This is a genomic window from Legionella genomosp. 1 (genome assembly GCF_900640215.1).
GTDB lineage: Bacteria > Pseudomonadota > Gammaproteobacteria > Legionellales > Legionellaceae > Legionella_C > Legionella_C quinlivanii_A.
In genome coordinates, this window is the sequence record NZ_CAAAJH010000001.1 from 432,008 (window position 1) to 451,563 (window position 19,556).

Consider the following 19,556-nt stretch of genomic DNA (forward strand, 5'->3'; position numbering starts at 1 on the left):
CATTATTTAGTCGGCATGGGAGTGATAACTACTTGCTTAATGGCACGGTTAAATGGTTTTGGCAATTCAGCTCCACTCAAAGCAGGTAAAACAATCTCATCGTCACTTTGGTGGAAACTTTCCTGCTGACGCAATGAATCAAGCTGATACTCTCTCAGATCATTGTATTTGCCACCAGTTACCGAAAATGAGTCTCTTGGGTTTCTTAAAATTATAGGACGAATAAATACCATTAACACCCGTTTTTCACGATTACGGATATTATGTTGAAAAAGCCTTCCCACACCGGGAATATCCCCAATAATCGGTAATTTATTATCATCATTTGCCAGACTATCCTGGGTTAGTCCTCCCAATACCACGATATCGCCGCTTTCAACATGGACTGCGGTCACAATACTGCTGATTTTGAACGTTGGATTATCAGTATTCAAAGTTGTTGATGGATCCAGCGTATCATTACCCTGATCAATCTGTAGCTGAATACCCTGGCCGCGAGTGATCTGGGGACGAACGTATAAATGCAAGGCGACATTGACCCTGTCAAAGGTAACATAGGGGCTCGCTGTGGTGGTACCGCCGGCATTGTTAGGATAAGTGGTTGACGCGACTGAAACCTGTTTACCCACCAGAATTTTCGCCTGGCGGTTGTCGAGAACCACAACGGAAGGCGTGGATAAAATATTGGCCTTCCTTGCCCGGGCCAGAGCATAAATCTGTGCCTGGAAATCATCGATACTGGTCTTACTATTGATAATGGCGAATCCAGGAGAAAAACTGGCGGGATTGCCTGTCTGGCGATCAGTACCCCATTCTATGCCAAGGCTATTGATGTCGCTTTCATCCACTTCTGCAACCAATGCCTCAATCAGCAACTGAGCGGGTTTGATATCCAGTTGATTGATTACTGCCTTTAAAGTTCGAATCAGACTGACAGGGGCGTTGAGAATAATTGAGTTAGTGTTCGGTTCTGCAATAATCTGAACGGTTGGTTTTGTGCTTCCTTCATTTTGCGTGGTACTTCCAGTGGTGTTTGGCGTCGCTGCCGGATTGCCAGATTGGCCCCCCTGGCCGAAGGGATTATTACCGCTGCTGCTATTACTGGAGGAACTGGATGAGCTGTTATTGGAAACAAGGCTGGAAGCGGGGTTTGTGCTGTCAAGCTCAGGGCGTGTGATTGTACCAATTGTTGTGCCGACATTCCCGCTGAAATTGGCCTGGGCAATACCTGCCAATATAGGAACCAGATCTTCAGCTCGTAAATAATTCAGATAAATTACCTGGGTGTTACTGTTAGTACCATTAGGATGTTGTCTGTCTAATCGGGAAATTAAAAGACGAAGCCGAATCCGTTCTGTTTTATTGCCGCTGATCAAAATCGCATTGCTTCGATCATCTGCTGCAAGCATCGTTTGCGAATGAACTGTTGAACCGGGCTGAGTTTTCATCAGATCTTTTAAGGTGGCCACCACGTCCATCGCCAGCGCAAAATGCAAGGGAACGATATCTATTCCATTGCTAGTCGAACTATCAACTTGCTTAATAATCGAGGCCAGTTTACGGATATTGCTTGCGCGGCCTGAAAGAATCAGCATGTTGGAAGGCGCATAGGCGGAAACACTGCTCCATTGCGGCATCAGCGGGCGCAATACCGGCACCAGTTGTTCGGAGGGAACATACTTCACCGGGATCACTTCAACCAGCATATCGTCGCCGCGAGGGGGAGATTTTAAATCATATTCGTAATCAGGAGAGATCGTTTTGGCGTCAATATTGGGAACAATTTTAATAACATCGCCTGAAGGGATAGCGGCATAACCGGAAACCTGCAACATGGAAAGAAAGACCTGATAGAGCTCCTTATCAGACATGGGTGTGCTGGCGACAATCGATATTTTACCCTGGACCCGCGGATCGATGATAAAGTTTTTGCCGGTTACGCGTGAGACTTCAGCAATCACCGCTCGAATATCGGCACCTCGCAGGTTCCACAATTTTTTTGTGGAATCAGCAGAAGGGGCAGTGCCTGAATTAGTTGTTTTAGAATTTGAGGCAATTGGAGTGCTGACTGATTTGGGGGTGTCGTTGCCTAATAATTTCTGGAGTTCTTTAGCCTGTTCGAGATTTTTAATCGGCCCCATTTTGACGACAAACAGTTTTCTGTTTGTCTGATAATCAATGGTTAATGGCTGCTTAAAAAGGGCAGACAATTTAAGCTTAAGCTGTAAGGCACTGCTTTCTTTGGGAAAAGCGCCAGCTTCCAGCACATAAGCTTTCTCACCATCGATAGTTATTGTTTTAAGACCAACCTCTGCAGAAAAAGCAGTGAATGTTAGAAACAATAAAGAAATTACTAACGCACCTGTTCGCATTCAACAACCATTAAATCCATGTTGCCCACATCATAGCGAAAAAAGAACGGCGACAATAGACTTTTTGTGAATTAAATACCTTTAAAACAGGTGCTTTCAGGAGCTTAAGTTATAATAAGCTGCATGTGGAAGATCCTTCCAGATGCTCGCGGGCCTCTTCGTTGGGGAGTAATTGATTTAACTCGTCTTCAATCCGATGCCAGAGCTGATTTGACTGCTCTTTAAGATCCAAAGAAATGATGCTGTAATGAGCGTGTATGATAACTACTGTTCTATCAAATTAATACAATCTTCATGAAGAGAAGTTTTAATGTAACTCCACAGGTACGTCATCCTGAGCGTAGCGAAGGATCTCAAACTGCTTGAACTGAGCCACATTCAGGAGATCCTTCACTGCGTTCAGGATGACGTTGAGACGATTTGATTGAATTAAAATCAAATTTATTCACAACCTGTTTTAGTTTGAATTTAACAGAATGGTTCGTCAATATTGAGGATGATGTGTCGTAATGAAGGATATGGTGGCTATGGGTGGACTCGAACCACCGACCTCAGCATTATGAGTGCCGCGCTCTAACCGGCTGAGCTACATAGCCACGAAGGTCGCCATTTTGTCTCGGATTGGCTATTCTGTCAAGTGGTAAAAATACTTTTTTTGCGGCATCAAGAAATTCTGTGTATGTCAGTTTGTTTGAGAGTGTTTATTAAACTGTGTCATTACTCACCGCCATCTCGAACGCAGTGAGAGATCTCCCAAATCTAGGTTTGTGCCAGCATTCAGAGATCTCTCACTGCGTTCGAGATGACATGGCATGACACAGTTTGATGAAGACTCTCGTTTGTTTGGAGAACATATATCAGCTCAGCTTTGTCTTTTTTATGCAGCAATGCCGCGGAAACGACTAGTTGCAAGAGCTTGATAACTCGGTGACTGCCTCAAGGGACTCTGCAATTACACGCAGGTTGGGCTTTGGCCAACCTGCAGTGATTCTTTAACTTAGTATTTAAATAATCAGAATGTACAATGCCCCTGGACCACGTAAAACCTGTACCAGAAGTTGTTGTTTTTTCTGCATGGCAATGTTTTGCAGGGCTTTAACATTAGGCGTTGGTTGCTTATTTGCACTAATGATAATATCGCCTGGGCGTAATCCTGCTCTCCATCCGGCACTGTTCTCAGAGGCGCCAGTAACCTGAATACCCACCACATTGCCATGAAGGGGAGAATCCTGCTCATAATTGCGAAGCGCAAGTCCATAAAGAAATGGGTTATTGGCCTGCAATTTTTGCTCATGTTTTTTGATGTCTGTGACGACAGCGGTAAGCGTGATATCTTTCCCGTCGCGGCGTACAGTCATTTTGGCTTCACTACCTACCCGCAGCAGACTGATTGTGGTTTTAACCTGAGTGGCCTGGGTAATTTTAGTATTGTTGATTTGGGTAATCACATCACCAGGCTTAAGACCGGCTTTTTCTGCGGGAGAGTCTTCATTGACCTGTGCAACCAATGCACCTTGAAAATCTTCAGAGTATCCCATGGCCTGTGCAAGTTCAGGAGTCAGGTGCTGCACAAATATTCCCATCAGACCGCGATGAATAGAACCGAACTGCATGATTTGCTGAACAACGTCCTTAGCCATATTGACCGGAATGGCAAAGCCTATTCCCACGTTACCACCATATGGAGACAGAATGGCTGTGTTAATACCAATGAGCTCACCCTTCGCATTAACCAGTGCACCGCCTGAGTTACCTGGATTGATGGCAGCATCTGTCTGAATGAAGTTTTCGATGCCTTCAATATTCAGATCACTGCGCTTCATGGCGCTAACGATACCAAAGGTTGCGGTCTGACTGTTTCCGAAACTGTTTAATCCGAATGGATTTCCAATCGCAACGACAAAATCACCAACTTCTACTTTGTCAGAATCACCAATAGGCAATGTTTTCAGATTTTTAGCATCAATCTTCAACACGGCAAGATCAGTATCCGCATCGCCGCCAATTAGTTTGGCCTTAAGACGTCTGCCGTCGTTCAATGTGACCGTAATAAGATTGGCATTGCGAATCACATGGTCGTTGGTAATAATAATTCCGTGTTCAGGATCAACGATGACGCCTGAGCCAATGCTTTGAAATTTTTTAGGCTTGGGAGGAGTGCCTTGCTGGGTTTCCTGATTGTTATCTTCATCCTCTTCGTCTTCAGTTGGGCCTGCCGGTGGAAGAACCCCCTGAACAGCGACATTCACAATGGCTGGCATCGCATTTTTAAGAACGGGAGCAAGACTTGGCATCGGAGCTTCCTGTTCTGCTGCCAGGGCGGAGGAGGAGAGAAGAGCCAGTAAGATACCGCTCCCCAATAAACGCAAATGACGAAACATAATTTTTTTTCCTGTTATTAAAACCTGTTACTAAATAAACCACACAAGAGTGGCCATTCTACCTGTTTGTGCTGCACGGCGGTAGGAATAAAATTCATTTTTTTGCTCAAATGTACAGACATTGGACTGAGCGATCTGAGCGACATGGTGATGAGCAAGAATTTTTTCAGCGATTGCAGACAGATTCGCCCGCCATTTGGAATCATCAGCCAAAAAGCAATCATGAGCAAATAGGTATTGTGTGAGAAAGCAATCATATACTTCTGGGCCGGTCTGATAGCAGGATTGACAAATCGCAGGTCCGACCCAGGCAATGAGATCCTGAGGCTTGCTGGTCATTTTAGCCAGGGTGTTTTCAATAATACCATTGGCCAATCCGCGCCACCCTGCATGAATAGCCGCCACTTCATCTCCCTGGGTATTTGAGAGTAGGATGGGTAAACAATCGGCAGTCATAATCGCCAACACGCGCTGATTGGAGCGCGTGATGGCGGCATCAGCCTGTCGATTATTATCCTGCTCTACAATAACGCAATCCGTACTGTGTGTCTGTTCAAGCCATTCAGGGTCTGCAGGCAGTTTGAGTGAGTCCACCAGAGAGGCTCGATTGGCCTGCACATGCTCCGGATTATCTCCGACATGTTGTCCCAGATTGTTTTTATCAAAGGGATGCTGACTGAAACCTTGTAAACGAGTAGTGGTCACTGCTCTGACATTCGCTGCTGCGTTCCAATTGGCCTGCAAATAAGTCATTTATTTTCCTTGTATTGATCCAGTGCACTCAGCAAAGTAGCGAAATCTTCAGGTAATGGGGCGCTGAAACTCACCATCTCATCAGAATGCGGATGTTCAAAACTTAAAGTGTAAGCATGGAGTGCCTGCCGTTTGAATTGCTGCAACAATTTAATCAGGCTTTCATCGGCCTCGGCGGGTACGCGGGTTCGCCCTCCATACAACTGATCACCAAACACCGGATGCTTGATATGAGCCATATGTACGCGGATCTGATGCGTTCTTCCAGTTAATAACTGCACTTCAAGCAAGGTAAAGTATTGGTATTGTTTTTTGATTGAGTAATGGGTAACTGCCTCTCTGCCTTGCGCGCAAACTGCCATTTTCAGCCTGTTTGATGGATGCCGGCCAAAACAGGTGGCTATTTCTCCTCCGGAGATTAAATGCCCCTGAACCAGAGTCAGATAATGGCGATGAATTTCCCGCTCCTGCATTTGCCTTGTCAATTGAGTATGGACAGTCAGTGTTTTGGCGATTACCAGCAAACCGGTGGTATCCTTATCAAGGCGGTGTATTAAACCTGCACGTGGTAATGCGGATAATTGCGGGAGATGATGCAAAAGAGCATTCACCAGGGTGTGCTCCCAATTTCCTGCCCCGGGGTGAACAACAAGACCTGCGGGCTTATTAATTACCAGCAGATAGTCATCTTCATAAACAATATCGAGTGGAATGTCTTCGGCCTCGGCAATTCCGGTTTTATTTTCTGTTAACTGGTCAAGATTCAGTTGTATGAGACTTCCATGATTTACTTTGTCTTTAGGTTTAAGAGTTCGACTATCAACAGTAATTTTTCCCTGTTTTAACCATTGGCTGAGCTGGGAGCGAGAATAGTCAGGTAGCATTCTGGCGAGAACCACATCAATGCGTTCCCCGTGGAGTTCACGGGGAATCATTAATTCTTTTGTATCAACGTCAATCATTAAGTGCCAGTTCCTCATCTTTAATTAAACGGCCACGCAGGGAGTTTGGTAAGGATTCAGTGATGCTGACTGATCTAAACTGACCAATTAATGATGCAGGGCCATCAAAGTTGACCACGCGATTGCATTCGGTTCGTCCAGCGAGTTGCTCTTTATTTTTCTTGGAAGCTCCTGTGATCAATATTCTCTGAGTGCTTCCCACCATCGCTTTACTATAATTTGAGGCATTAGTCAGCAGGCGATTTTGTAATATCTGCAAACGCTGCTTTTTTACCTCCATCGGTGTTTCATCAGGTAAATTGGCAGCGGGTGTACCTGGCCTGGCGCTGTATATAAAGCTAAACGACGTATCGAAGCCAATTTCATGAACCAAATCCATTGTATCCTGGAAGTCTTTATCGGTTTCTCCGGGAAATCCAACGATTATGTCGGTGGATAAACGAATATCAGGTCTGACTTTACGTAATTTGCGGATTCTTGATTTAAACTCAAGTGCAGTATATCCGCGCTTCATCATACTTAAAATGCGATCAGAACCGCTCTGTACGGGTAGATGCAGATGGTTGGCAAGTTCCGGAACTTCGGCATAGGCATTGATTAAATTATCTGAAAATGCCAGTGGATGCGAGGTGGTAAAGCGGATGCGTCCGATTCCATCAATTGCGGCCAGATAATGAATCAAAAGAGCCAGATCAGCTACCTCCCCGGAATTCATCTTACCACGGTAATCATTAACATTCTGACCCAGAAGATTGATTTCCCTCACTCCCTGAGCGGCTAATTGATAGCATTCAACCAATACATCGTCAAAGGGCCGGCTGATTTCTTCGCCCCGGGTGTAAGGAACAACGCAGTAGCTGCAATACTTACTGCATCCCTCCATAATTGATACAAATGCGACTGGTCCCTCTGCTCGTGGAGCTGGTAAATGGTCAAATTTTTCAATTTCGGGAAAACTTATGTCAACTACTGGTTTTTTTGATTTAAGACGTTCTTCAATCAGATCGGGCAGGCGATGAAGTGTTTGCGGACCAAATACAAGATCCACGAAAGGTGCCCGTTTGATGATATCGGCTCCTTCCTGGCTGGCCACACAACCACCTACACCAATAATCACATCGGGATTTAGTGCTTTAAATTCCCGCCACTGGCCTAACTGGGAGAACACTTTTTCCTGCGCCTTTTCACGGATTGAGCAAGTATTTAATAAAATAACATCTGCTTCTTCCACCTGCTCGGTTTTGTGTAAACCATGCGATTGCAATAAGACTTCTGCCATTTTTGAGGAATCATACTCGTTCATCTGGCAGCCATTGGTTTTAATATATAATTTTTTAGACATAGCTTCTTCAACTTCTCATTCAATAGATTTCAAAAGTGCATTATTGAACATTATTACAATAAGTCTCTTTTATCCTGGGCAATATAAGCAGGGAAACCAGTATGCCAATTGGCAAAATGGCCAAAGCAATGTGGTAGGCTTCCAAGGGATAGACGCGAACTTTATCAATGATTTCGCCTTGCCACAACCAATCCAGTATAAAACCGATTAAAGGTTGGGCAATGGCGATCCCTACCATATTCATCATATTCATAAAACTCAGACTGGTAGCGACATAGCGGCGGCTGCAGATTTCTTTGGCAACCGCAAAAGCGGGTAGAAAACCTGAGGAGAATACTCCGAATAAAAACAAAAGGAATTGAGTAACCAGTTTGGACTCAATTGGGGCATATAAAAATAACAAGGAAGTAATCAGCGCACCGATGCTACCGATGTAGAGTGAAGGTTTTCTTCTGCCGATTCGGTTAGAAAAAATTCCCCATAAAGGACTTGCGATAGCCCAGCCTACGAAAACCAGTGAGATAAGATTGGCGGCAACTGCTTTGCTGATACCCATTTTGAACATAAGATAGGGAACGCCCCATAATCCGCAAAATACCGGGGTTGCCATATACATAAGGCCGCCATAAAGGGCGACAAGCCAGAGTTGTTTGTTTTTGATAATAGCGAGCAGACTGGAAACTAAAGGTTCTTCGTCAGAATGATGTTCGTGGTGGATAGCGCCTTCCGATGGAGCATCTTTTGCGATTAGCAGTATTAGAATTGCCAGTACAATACCAATACAGCCCAGTATAGTCATGCTATGGCGCCAGCCCGCGTAATCTATGAATATCGCAAGGGGTGTTTCACCCCCAATGGCACCTAACATCCCAATGGTCACCATCATTCCAGTCAGAAGAGCGAAACGATTTGCTGGAAACCAGTTGGCGGCAAGCTTCATCGCGCCCACCGCAGCAAATGCTGAGCCAAAGCCAATCATCAGGCGTGCGAAACAGGCAGCAAAGAAATTTTCAGTCATCCCGAAACCAATTGTACTTAATGCGCAAATCAGTGTGGCTATCGTTAGCAATCGCTGCGGACCGAAGTAATCCATCAGAACGCCGCCGGGTAATTGCATGATGGCGTAGGAATAAAAATAAATACCGGACATAATACCGAGTGTCTGACTGGTAACCGCGAAGTCACGCATGAGCTCATTACTCATTACGCCAGGTGAGACCTGCAAAACCCATTCATAAAAGTAGAAAAGACAACCCAGTCCCCATACTATCCAGGGTTTTAAAAAAGAAAGGCGACTCTTTACAGTAGCAGGTAAATGCTCGTTGCCGTATACCATTAAGTGTTATGCTCCCTGAAATAGTTAGACAAACGATATTTCCCAAAGAATATTACAACAGGCTATTTTAACCCAAATTGTTGCTGGCTGTTAAGAGAAAATTAAAATCTTATCAGCTTGAACAGGAATTGTCTATTGAGACGCTTGTCCGTGGTGGGTGATTCATGCGATCCACCAGATAATTATGAATTTTCAATTGAGCCTGGACTGATTTGAGCGTTATAATAAGCTGTTTATTGCCTTATTTTCATAACAAGCCTGTTCCCACATCCCCTGGAGAAGTGAATGGTTGAGCTCTTATCGAGGATACAATTCGGATTTAGCATTGGTTTTCATATATTATTTCCTACCTTAAATCTGGGATTAGCCGTATTTCTGGTTATAATGGAGTCTGCATGGCTTAAAACTGGAAACCCGCTTTATCTTAGAATTTGTAAGTTCTGGACCAAAGTTTTTGCTTTAACCTTTGGGATGGGGGTTGTTTCCGGGATTGTACTTGCCTATCAGATAGGAACTAATTTCGGACCCTTCATTGCTCAATTTGGCAATGTTCTGGGAGCTTTATTTGCTTATGAAACCCTGACTGCTTTCTTTCTGGAGGCAGGATTTCTTGGCGTTATGCTCTTTGGCTGGAATCGGGTTTCGCCAGGCTTTCATTTTATCGCCACCTTGCTGGTTACTGTGGGTACAACAATTTCTGCGTTCTGGATTATGTCCGCAAACTCATGGATGCAGACGCCAACCGGTTATGAGCTTATCGCTGGGAAATATGTGGTTTCCAGTTGGCTGGAAGTGGTATTCAATCCTTCATTTTTACCGCGTATGATCCACATGCTTCTTGCATCCTATGCGACTACCTGTTTCGTGGTCGCTGCGGTTGCAAGTTATCATTTAATCAAAGGGATTCATTACCAGGTCGCCACTACCTGTCTTTCTTTTGCTATGTGGGCAGCCTTAATTGTTGTTCCAGTACAGATTTTTGTTGGCGATGTCGTCGGTCTGGTTGTACACGAGCATCAGCCATTAAAAACCGCTGCAATGGAGGGCGTTTGGGAGACACAGAAAGCTGCCCCGCTTGTATTATTCGCCTGGCCGTCGCAGCAAGAACAGAAAAATTATTATTCGGTGGAAATTCCAGGATTGGCCAGTCTCATTAATACTCACCATTGGGATGGTGAAATGCTGGGGCTTAAATCGGTTCCACCTGCAGATCAACCGCGTGTTGCACCGGTATTCTTTTCTTTCCGTGTGATGGTGGGGATAGGGCTGCTAATGCTATTGACTGCTCTGGCTGCCCTTTATTTGCGTTTCAGAGGTAAACTTTACCATGCTTCCTGGTTCCATCGATGGTGTCTGATGATTTCTCCCTTAGGTTTCGTCGCCAGCATTAGCGGATGGTTAACAGCGGAAATCGGCCGTCAGCCCTGGGTCGTATATAATCTCCTAAGGACTCAGAACGCTATTTCCGCAATTGGTACGGAGGAAGTTACCATATCATTTAGTTTACTCGTGCTCGTCTATGGCATCGTCTTTGGTTTTTATCTGACTTACTTATTCAAAACTATACGACTCGGGCCCCATGCGCTTAATGCAGACAAGTCCGAGCATCATTCCTTCCAGTATATGACCGACAAACCAGGAGAGGACGAATAATGCTGGCTTTTCTCTTTGCGGTAATTTTAGGTTTTATCATTATAATGTACGTCATTTTAGATGGCTTTGATCTGGGAATAGGTATTTTATTCCCCTTTACCCAAAGCGAAGCAGAGCGCGATAAAATGATGAATTCTGTGGCACCGGTCTGGGATGGAAACGAGACCTGGCTGGTTTTTGGAGGCGCGGTGCTTTATGGTGCTTTTCCCATAGCATATGGTCTCTTATTACCCATTTTATATATGCCTTTAATGCTGATGTTATTGGCATTGATATTCCGCGGAGTGAGTTTTGAATTCAGGTTTAAAGCGGAACGTTCAAAGCCGCTATGGAACTGGTTGTTTACAATCAGCTCGATTTCCGCCGCTTTTTTTCAGGGAGTCATTTTAGGTAGTTTTGTGCGCGGTTTCCCAATTAATGAAGCAGCGATGACCATCAGCGAAACCGATTGGCTTACTCCCTTTAGCCTATTAACAGGAATTGCCTTGATTTGTGGTTATGGGCTTCTGGGTGCTACCTGGCTAATCATTAAAAGCGAAGGGCATCTGCAGCGAAAAATGATTCATTTTGCCAGAGGCTTTCTGATAATGGTCAGCTTCTTTCTTGTTATTGTCAGTATATGGACACCTTTACATAGCAGTGAAATATTTGAGCGCTGGTATAGTTTTCCCAATTTTATTCTGCTGTTGCCTTTGCCCGCGATCACAGCACTTATGATCTGGATGACATGGCGAAGCCTTAATCTCAAGCAGGAATGGCGGCCGTTTATCTGTAGTGTGATAATATTTTTATGTGCCTACACGGGAATCGGCATTAGCGTATTTCCTTACCTGATCCCGCATCAGGTTACTATATGGGAAGCGGCGGCACCGACTTCAACCCTGCTCTTTATTTTGGTAGGTGTAGTGATTATGTTACCTATTCTGATAGCATACACTGCATACGCCTATCATGTATTTCGAGGGAAATCGACACAGGAAGGCTATCACTGACTGTCTCGTATGAAGGCTTGCGTTCACTAGCGATTAATTGTCTAATTATTCATAACATTAACGCTAAACTGTGATATTCTTAGTTCGCGCAGTATTTATACACGGTTAAGCAGTGGTGCCTTATTCGGAAATCGCTTAATAATCGATATTCATTTCTATATGGTTAGCATGTTCGAGGCTTGTGTTTATGCATGATGGTTCGGTTTTTTATACTATTTTCCTAATCTTTGCAGGAGCTGCTGTCTTCTCGACTTTGGTGCTTTACACCAGGCAATCGCTTTTAGTAGCCTACATATTATTAGGCGCAGTTCTGGGGCCCTGGGGGTTAAAGCTTGTAAGTGATGTCAGCACTGTTCAGCAGGTTGGCGATATGGGCATAGTGTTCCTGCTTTTTTTACTTGGCCTTCACCTGCAGCCTCAAAATCTGGTTCATATGCTTAAAAAGATTACCTGGATTGCACTGGTGAGTTCCATCTTTTTTGCTCTGGTTTCCTATCTGATTGGCCGCTGGTTTGGATTAACCAATATGGAGTCTGCGGTTCTGGGCGCAGCAATGATGTTTTCGAGTACGATTATCGGTCTGAAACTTTTACCCACAACCATTCTGCATCACCAGCATACCGGTGAGGTTATGATTAGTATCCTGCTTATGCAGGACGTCATTGCCATTATCGTTCTGATCCTGATTAATGGTGCACAGCAGGGCGGCGGGTACTCCGTTGATGATTTGGTTCTGGTGGGTGTCGCATTGCCAGCGCTAACCTTGTTTGCCTTTGCGGTAGAGCGCTATATTCTGGTTAAGTTACTGGCACGATTTGATAGAACCCAGGAATATGTTTTCCTGTTATCCATTGGCTGGTGTCTGGGTATGTCAGTGCTTGCCCAGGAAGTAGGGCTTTCTGAAGATATTGGCGCCTTTGTGGCTGGAGTTGCTCTGGCATCAAGTCCCATTTCACTTTACATTGCGGAAAGTCTGAAACCACTTCGTGACTTCTTCCTGGTTATGTTTTTCTTCTCAATTGGTGCGACCTTTAATTTCGGATTTGCAGCGCAAGTGATTATTCCCGCTTTGCTACTCTCTATTCTAATGTTAATTTTAAAACCTGTATTATTTAATTTTCTTTTGTTTAAGGCAGGTGAAAAGAAGAGCGTTGCCAAAGAGGTGGGGTTGCGTTTAGGACAGGCAAGTGAATTTTCTCTATTAGTAGGCAGTATAGCATTTAGTACCAAACTAATTTCGGAAGTGGCGACTAATTTAATCCAGGCAACCACAATTTTGACCTTTATCGTTTCTTCCTATTTAGTAGTATTAAAATACCCAACGCCGATAGCGTTGTCTGACAAGATGCGTAAGGACTAACTATGAAACTGTTGATTATTGTACTTTCATTACTCAGTGAGCGTTATTTGATTCATTCGGTTTCACAGCATCGATTTAATTGGTTTGGCGCTTATTTTCAGCGTATAGCGGGCATGCTTCCCAGGAGTGAAATTTTACAAAATTCTTATTTTCTTTTGGCTCTCGTTGTTTTGCCACCGGTTTTACTGCTTTGGTTGCTCTTGTGTTTAATTGGCCCCTGGTTCTTTGGTTTTATCGGATTATTACTGAATCTTTTTATTTTTTATTATTGCATTGGTCCTGAAAATCCTTTTTATCCCGTTAACTCAGACCCTGCACACTCTGATGGAGACAAAACGGCTGGTCATTATTTCTACCTGGTGAATAGTCAATTATTCGCGGTTATCTTCTGGTATATTGTGGCTGGTCCATTGGGACTTTTATTCTACAGATTATTAACACTATCAGTGAAATATCAGCCCATTGCTCAGCCGGCAGAGTTAATAGTTAGCCTATTGGACTGGGTAACGGCAAGGGTTACTGTCATGTTATATCTACTGGTGGGAAATTTTCAGCGTGGATTTATCTTTTACAGAGAACGATTCCTGAGTGCCCCAGATACAAATGAACAATTTCTCAGTGAGGGTGGAATTTTTGCTGCAAAACTTCATGATGGAGACACCGTGAGCCTAACCAATGCTCAGACTCTTGTAGAGCATGCGCTGGTTGTATTTTTAGTGCTGATTGCTTTCTTTACTCTGGTTGCCTGGCTGTAAAGAGATCGCTTTTTCGTCAGGTAATTAAAGTTACTGAATATCAACCCAATTATGGAAAGTGAGTAATTTTATGAAACAGGTAGTTTTTGTATTAATGACATGTTTGTTATTCTTTGTTAGCGCATGCTCTGAGCATCGAGTAATCAGAGAAACCAATATTGAATTTGAGAATTGCTCTCAGGGTTGTGAAATTAAACAAGAAAAATGCCAGGGAAGCTGCAGAAATAATTGTGTGCAATGTTCCGCTCATGCGAACCAGACGAGCAAACTCAGTTACCGTCAGTATCAGCGGGAACAGGTTATTCGGGGGGGAACTATTGCACGTCAGTTGAAATCTTACCGGGATCCACTACAATGCCGCAAAACAACTTGTAACTGCAAAGCAGATTACCAGGTTTGCATCCAGGCCTGTGGCGGAAAAATTCATAAGGAACTGAGAGCTGCCCCAGTTTGTTAACACATTAGATTTACGAGGAAACATTCATGGCGAATGAAATAAATACCGATATTGACCCAATAGAAACCCGTGAATGGCTGGATGCTTTACAGGCTGTGGTCAATAATGACGGCAATGAGCGGGCTGCTTTTTTGCTGCAACAATTACTGAACAAAGCGAATGCAGAAGGTGTTGCCCTGGAAAATAAAATCCATACTCCATACCGCAATACGATAAAACCGCATGAAGAGCAATTGATGCCCCCTGATGAAGGCCTTGGAAAACGAATTGGCGCACTCATTCGCTGGAATGCTGTCGCTATGGTGCTTCGTGCTGGCAAGTATGCTCCTGAGCTGGGAGGTCATATTGCTTCTTACGCATCTTCCTCCACTTTATATGAAACCGGTTTTAACTATTTTTTCAAAGGCCCGAATGGCGAAAATGGCGGCGATTTGATTTATATACAAGGCCATTCTTCTCCTGGTATTTATGCTCGCGCCTTCCTTGAAGGACGTTTGTCAGAGCAACAGTTAGCCAACTTTCGCCAGGAAGTAGAGGTTGATGGATTATCATCCTATCCTCATCCCTGGTTAATGCCTGATTTCTGGCAATTCCCTACTGTATCAATGGGTTTAGGGCCACTGCAGGCTATTTATCAGGCGCGTTTTCTTAAATATCTTGAAAACAGAAGCTTAATCAAGTCGGAAGGCCGCAAGGTCTGGGCATTTCTGGGTGATGGTGAAATGGATGAGCCCGAATCACTGGGTGCTTTGTCTATTGCCGCAAGAGAGAAACTGGATAATCTGATTTTTGTTGTAAACTGCAACTTGCAGCGCCTGGACGGCCCTGTACGAGGTAACGGCAAAATTATTCAGGAACTGGAAGGCATATTCCGGGGGGCGGGCTGGAATGTAATTAAAGTGATCTGGGGCGGCCGCTGGGATAACCTGTTCGCCCGTGATAAAACTGGAATCATGCAAAAACGCATGGAAGAATGCGTTGACGGCGATTACCAGGCTTATAAAGCCAATAACGGCGCTTATGTCAGAGAACATTTTTTTGGACAGTATCCTGAATTGAAAAAAATGGTTGAATCCATGTCAGATGAAGAAATCTGGCGGCTCAACCGCGGTGGTCATGATGCGCAGAAAGTATATGCCGCGTATGCAGAGGCAGTAGAGCATAAAGGACGTCCCACCGTAATTCTTGCAAAAACAATTAAAGGCTATGGAATGGGGGCTGCAGGCGAGGGGCAAAATATAACCCATCAGCAAAAGAAAATGTCGATTGAGCAACTCAGGGCTTTCCGTGATCGTTTCAGTATTCCTGTCAGCGATGCAGAAATTACCGAGATTCCTTTTTATCGTCCTTCTGAAGATAGTCCTGAAATACAATATATTCGCAAACAGCGTGAAGCATTGGGCGGCTATTTACCAGCACGTAATACCAGTGTTGAACCTTTGCCTGTTCCTGACTTGTCTGCGTTTTCTGCGGTGACTAAGGGAACTGGGGATCGTGAAATATCCACGACAATGGCCTTTGTCAGAATTTTGTCAGTTCTATTGAAAGACAAAGTACTAGGTCCCCGGATTGTGCCAATAGTGCCTGATGAATGCCGGACATTTGGAATGGAAGGCTTATTCAGACAAATCGGAATTTACTCTCCCGTAGGGCAGCTTTACACGCCAGTGGATCATGAGCAGGTGATGTATTACCGTGAAGCGCGTGACGGTCAGATTCTGGAGGAAGGTATTAATGAAGCTGGGGCGTTCTGTTCCTGGATAGCAGCTGGAACTTCTTATAGTTCTAACAAGTTAGCCATGATTCCTTTTTATATCTATTATTCCATGTTTGGTTTTCAACGGGTTGGTGATCTGGCCTGGGCAGCGGGCGATATGCAGGCACGCGGCTTTTTATTGGGCGGAACAGCGGGCCGCACGACGCTTGCTGGCGAAGGTCTCCAGCATCAGGATGGTCACAGCCATATCATGGCCTCAACAATTCCCAACTGTGTCAGTTACGATCCCACCTACGCCTATGAACTGGCAGTCATCATGCAAAATGGCCTTGAGCGGATGTATACCAGACAGGAAAATGTATTTTATTACATCACAGTAATGAATGAGAATTATACTCAACCTGATATGCCAGAGGGTGTGGAAGAAGGCATCATCAAGGGAATGTATTTACTGCATGCAAGTAATAAGAAGAAAGCGAAAGCCCATGTTCAGCTAATGGGTTGCGGTACTATCCTGCGTGAAGTTGAAAAAGCCGCCTCATGGTTACTCTCTGACTTTGATGTAAGTTCGGAAGTCTGGAGCGTGACAAGTTTTAACGAACTACGGCGGGATGGACTGGCGGTTGAACATTATAATCGGATGAATCCGGAGCAATCTCCCAAGCAAGCTTACGTCACGCAATTACTCGCTGATCGAAAGGGTCCTGTTATTGCAGCTAGTGACTATATGCGCTTATATGCAGAACAGGTTCGCCCCTATATCAATGCGAATTATGTAACCTTGGGAACTGACGGCTACGGAAGAAGTGATACCAGGGAACGTTTGCGCCACTTCTTTGAAGTGGATGCCAAATATATTGTCATTGCAGCCTTGGAAGCTTTAGTCAAGGACGGCAGTCTGCCAAAATCGGTTATGGCTGATGCGTTTAAGAAATATGGGATCAAACAGGATAAGCCAAATCCTATAACCCAGTAGGGTTTAAGTTAAGTTGTCCTTTCCTGGCGTATAGGTGGCAACTTAAGAGAAAACCCCTCGCCCAAGCTGGGAGAGGGCTAGGGTGAGGGTTGATTTTAATCCCCTCTCTCTAACTCTCTCCCCTGATGGACGAGAGGATTTTAGGTGAGATTAAAAAAGAAATCCCCTCTCCCAAGTTGGGAGAGGGCCCTGGTGAGGGTTGATTTTAATCCCCTCTCTCTAACTCTCTCCCCTGAGGGCGAGAGGATTTAAGGTGGAGATTAAATAGAAATCCCCTCGCCCAAGCAGGGAGAGGGCCAGGGTGAGGGTTGATTTTAATCCCCTCTCTCTAACTCTCTCCCCTGAGGGGCGAGAGGATTTAAGGTGAGATTAAAAAAGAAATCCCCTCTCCCAAGTTGGGAGAGGGCCAGGGTGAGGGTTGGTTTAAACCCCTCTCTCTAACTCTTTCCCCTGAGGGACGAGAGGATTTAAGGTGGAGATTAAAAAGAAATCCCCTCTCCCAAGCTGGGAGAGGGTTAGGGTGAGGGTTGATTTTAATCCCCTCTCTCTAACTCTCTCCCCTGAGGGGCGAGAGGATTTAAGGTGAGATTAAAAAAGAAATCCCCTCTCCCAAGTTGGGAGAGGGCCAGGGTGAGGGTTGATTTTAATCCCCTCTCTCTAAATCTCTCCCCTGAGGGGCGAGAGGATTTAAGGTGGAGATTAAAAAGAAATCCCCTCGCCCAAGTTGGGAGAGGGCTAGGGTGAGGGTTGGTTTAAACCCCTCTCTCTAATTCTCTCCCCTGAGGAAAGAGAAAATTTAGGGAGAGTTCCTTAAGAATTAAGCGTCTTAGTGCAGCATATAGGTGCTTCGTTAAGACAGTTTGACCAGTTTGCTGAGGAAAAATATGTCAGATGAGATGAAAGTTAAGGTTCCAGACATCGGGGGTGCGGCTGGTGTGGATGTCATTGAACTATTGGTGAAGCCTGGTGATGAGGTCCAAATCGATACACCTTTAATCACGCTGGAATCCGATAAAGCGAGCATGGAAATCCCCTCGCCTAAAGCCGGTAAGGTACACTCAGTGCTGGTTAATATTGGCGATAAAGTCTCGGAAGGGGATGATATTCTTGTTTTAACAGTTGATGAAGGCCTGCCTGCGGCCAGACAAAGCGAACAAAAGAAAGAAGAACCTGTCGCTAAAGCAGCAGCTGAGCCTAAAGCCGAAGAAAAGCCAACTATTCCACAAGGCACTTCATTGCTTGCGGTCAATATTCCCGATATTGGCGGTGCAACTGATGTTGATGTCATTGAAGTGATGGTTAAAGCAGGCGATTCAATTGAAAAAGATCAGGCTTTGATTACTCTCGAAGGGGATAAAGCCACAATGGATATTCCTTCTCCAGCAGAGGGCGTCGTTGAAAAGGTTGCTGTGAAGGTTGGGGATAAGGTATCGCAGGGATCTCTGGTCCTTACAATGAAATCCACAGAGCAGATAGAAGCGCCTGCACCTAAAGCTCAGGAAGATAAACCATCGCTTGAGACAAAATCAGCTGAACCAGAAGTGAAGCAAGCGCCAGTTCGTGAAGAGAAAATTGAAGAATCAGGCAGCAGTTCAGGTGTTTTTGCAGGTCCTGCGGTTCGTCGTTTAGCCAGAGAATTTGGCGTTGACTTAAAGCTTGTAAAAGGCAGCGGCAGAAAGGGACGTATCAGCAAAGAAGATGTTCAGAGTTATGTTAAAAGCCGCCTTGCAGAAAAGCCATCGAGCTCTGGATTTTCATTGCCGCAGGCACCGTCTATTGATTTTAGTAAATTCGGAGCGATCGAAACAAAGCCTTTGAACAAGATCAAGCGCCTGACTGGTGTTAACGTACACCGATCCTGGATTACTATCCCTCACGTCACCCAGTTTGACGAAGCAGATATCACCGACCTGGAGTCATTTCGTAAATCAGAATCAGAGGCTGCCAGTAAATCCGGATATAAATTAACAGTGCTGGCTTTTGTCACTAAAGTGGTTTGTAAAGCATTGCAGGTGTTCCCCCAATTTAATGCTTCATTAGATAGCAGCGGTGAGAACCTGATTTTTAAACAGTATTTTAATATCGGTATTGCTGTTGAGACGCCTAATGGTCTGGTTGTGCCTGTTATTCAGGGAGTAGACAAGCTTAATGTTGCCGGAATTGCATTGGAAATGGCTCGTTTGAGCACTAAAGCTCGCGAGAAAGGACTGATGCCTGCTGATATGAGCGGCGGCTGCTTTACCATATCAAGCCTGGGAGGTATCGGTGGAACGGCTTTTACTCCAATAGTAAATAGTCCTGAGGTCGCTATACTTGGATTATCTCGCTCCAGCATTAAACCGGTGTTTGATGGAAAAGAATTTAAGCCGCGCTTAATGCTTCCGCTATCTCTATCTTATGATCACCGGGTGATCGATGGTGCTGAGGCGGCCAGATTTACTCGCTATATTGCAGACACATTGGCAGATATTCGGAGAGTTCTGCTTTAGACAATGTTATT

The 19,556-nt window shown here is 44.7% G+C and carries 13 protein-coding genes and 1 tRNA gene; 7 read left to right on the forward strand and 7 right to left on the reverse strand.

Translation table 11 applies throughout. The annotated features are described in order from the left end of the window. Positions 1-2 precede the first annotated feature (2 nt). The 7 genes from lspD to E1O89_RS01855 all read right to left on the reverse strand — a co-directional run bounded on the left by lspD (position 3) and on the right by E1O89_RS01855 (position 9,146). Entirely contained in the window at positions 3-2,372 is a 2,370-nt protein-coding gene (lspD, locus tag E1O89_RS01825) for a GspD family T2SS secretin variant LspD (RefSeq protein ID WP_133138660.1), read from the reverse strand. Between the two features lie 519 nt (positions 2,373-2,891). Next, a tRNA-Met gene (locus E1O89_RS01830) sits at positions 2,892-2,968 on the reverse strand. A 408-nt stretch (positions 2,969-3,376) separates the two neighbouring features. Beyond that, positions 3,377-4,666 carry a Do family serine endopeptidase gene (locus E1O89_RS01835; protein WP_410054750.1) on the reverse strand — a complete coding sequence of 430 codons (1,290 nt, stop codon included), beginning with the start codon at positions 4,664-4,666 and terminating at the stop codon, positions 3,377-3,379. A gap of 117 nt (positions 4,667-4,783) precedes the next feature. After that, entirely contained in the window at positions 4,784-5,506 is a 723-nt protein-coding gene (pgeF, locus tag E1O89_RS01840; RefSeq protein ID WP_133138662.1) for a peptidoglycan editing factor PgeF, read from the reverse strand. After that, positions 5,503-6,468: a 23S rRNA pseudouridine(1911/1915/1917) synthase RluD gene (rluD, locus tag E1O89_RS01845; RefSeq protein ID WP_133138663.1), complete on the reverse strand. Its 966-nt coding sequence runs from the start codon at positions 6,466-6,468 to the stop codon at positions 5,503-5,505. The genes pgeF and rluD overlap by 4 nt, the downstream gene beginning before the upstream one ends. Continuing rightward, positions 6,461-7,810 carry a tRNA (N6-isopentenyl adenosine(37)-C2)-methylthiotransferase MiaB gene (gene miaB, locus E1O89_RS01850; RefSeq protein ID WP_133138664.1) on the reverse strand — a complete coding sequence of 450 codons (1,350 nt, stop codon included), beginning with the start codon at positions 7,808-7,810 and terminating at the stop codon, positions 6,461-6,463. The genes rluD and miaB overlap by 8 nt, the downstream gene beginning before the upstream one ends. Before the next feature lie 40 nt (positions 7,811-7,850). After that, positions 7,851-9,146 carry an MFS transporter gene (locus tag E1O89_RS01855; RefSeq protein ID WP_133138665.1) on the reverse strand — a complete coding sequence of 432 codons (1,296 nt, stop codon included), beginning with the start codon at positions 9,144-9,146 and terminating at the stop codon, positions 7,851-7,853. A 285-nt stretch (positions 9,147-9,431) separates the two neighbouring features. Here E1O89_RS01855 and E1O89_RS01860 point away from each other — a divergent pair, with 285 nt between their 5' ends. From E1O89_RS01860 to aceF, 7 genes are all read left to right on the forward strand, one after another. Then, a complete protein-coding gene (locus E1O89_RS01860) occupies positions 9,432-10,799 on the forward strand; it encodes a cytochrome ubiquinol oxidase subunit I (RefSeq protein ID WP_133138666.1) in 1,368 nt (455 codons plus the stop codon). Beyond that, positions 10,799-11,791, forward strand: coding sequence for a cytochrome d ubiquinol oxidase subunit II (cydB, locus tag E1O89_RS01865; RefSeq protein ID WP_133138667.1), 993 nt, complete (start codon positions 10,799-10,801; stop codon positions 11,789-11,791). Before E1O89_RS01860 ends, cydB begins: the two co-directional genes overlap by 1 nt. Positions 11,792-11,978: 187 nt before the next feature. Continuing rightward, positions 11,979-13,151, forward strand: a complete 1,173-nt coding sequence (locus E1O89_RS01870; protein ID WP_133138668.1) for a cation:proton antiporter — start codon at positions 11,979-11,981, stop codon at positions 13,149-13,151. 2 nt (positions 13,152-13,153) lie between these two features. Continuing rightward, a complete protein-coding gene (locus tag E1O89_RS01875; RefSeq protein WP_133138669.1) occupies positions 13,154-13,906 on the forward strand; it encodes a hypothetical protein in 753 nt (250 codons plus the stop codon). A 70-nt stretch (positions 13,907-13,976) separates the two neighbouring features. After that, a complete protein-coding gene (locus E1O89_RS01880; RefSeq protein WP_112218598.1) occupies positions 13,977-14,363 on the forward strand; it encodes an acyltransferase in 387 nt (128 codons plus the stop codon). Between the two features lie 26 nt (positions 14,364-14,389). Continuing rightward, positions 14,390-17,056, forward strand: a complete 2,667-nt coding sequence (gene aceE, locus E1O89_RS01885; protein WP_133138670.1) for a pyruvate dehydrogenase (acetyl-transferring), homodimeric type — start codon at positions 14,390-14,392, stop codon at positions 17,054-17,056. Positions 17,057-17,940: 884 nt separating this feature from the next. Then, the gene (aceF, locus tag E1O89_RS01890) at positions 17,941-19,545 is read left to right on the forward strand and encodes a dihydrolipoyllysine-residue acetyltransferase (protein WP_133138671.1); all 1,605 of its coding nucleotides are present in this window, start codon (positions 17,941-17,943) and stop codon (positions 19,543-19,545) included. Positions 19,546-19,556: the final 11 nt, after the last annotated feature.